1 protein-coding gene is annotated in these 292 nt (G+C 68.2%); it reads right to left on the bottom strand.

Translation table 11 applies throughout. From position 1 onward, the window contains the following. Nucleotides 1-186: signal recognition particle receptor subunit alpha (locus EN852_RS39435; protein WP_189546645.1), on the bottom strand; the 186-nt coding region annotated here is incomplete at its 3' end. Nucleotides 187-292: the final 106 nt, after the last annotated feature.

The raw sequence follows: 292 nt of genomic DNA, 5'->3' as shown, positions 1-292 counted from the left end.
GGCGCCGACCGCCTTTTCGCGCACCTTGTCGGTGAAGGAGCGAACCACTTCCAGCGCGACGTCGGCCTCGAGCAGCGCACGGCGCACCTCGCGCAGCGCCGCCGAGACATCCGCCTCGGACAGCGCGCCGCGGCCGGTCAGGCCGTTCAGGATGGAGCCAAGGCGCTCCTGGAGGGATTCAAACATCTGCCGTCCTTCGATCTCGGTTCGGGGGTCGAACCGAGAGGTAGTGCGTTCGCGCCGGGTCGCCAAGCAAAAGCGCAAAGCCAAAAAGCACCCGGGGGCGCATCGC

The sequence above is a fragment of the Mesorhizobium sp. M2E.F.Ca.ET.209.01.1.1 genome, assembly GCF_004010375.2.
GTDB lineage: Bacteria > Pseudomonadota > Alphaproteobacteria > Rhizobiales > Rhizobiaceae > Mesorhizobium.
The sequence above is the reverse complement of the archived record's forward strand: the minus strand, read 5'-3'. Positions and strand labels throughout refer to the sequence as shown.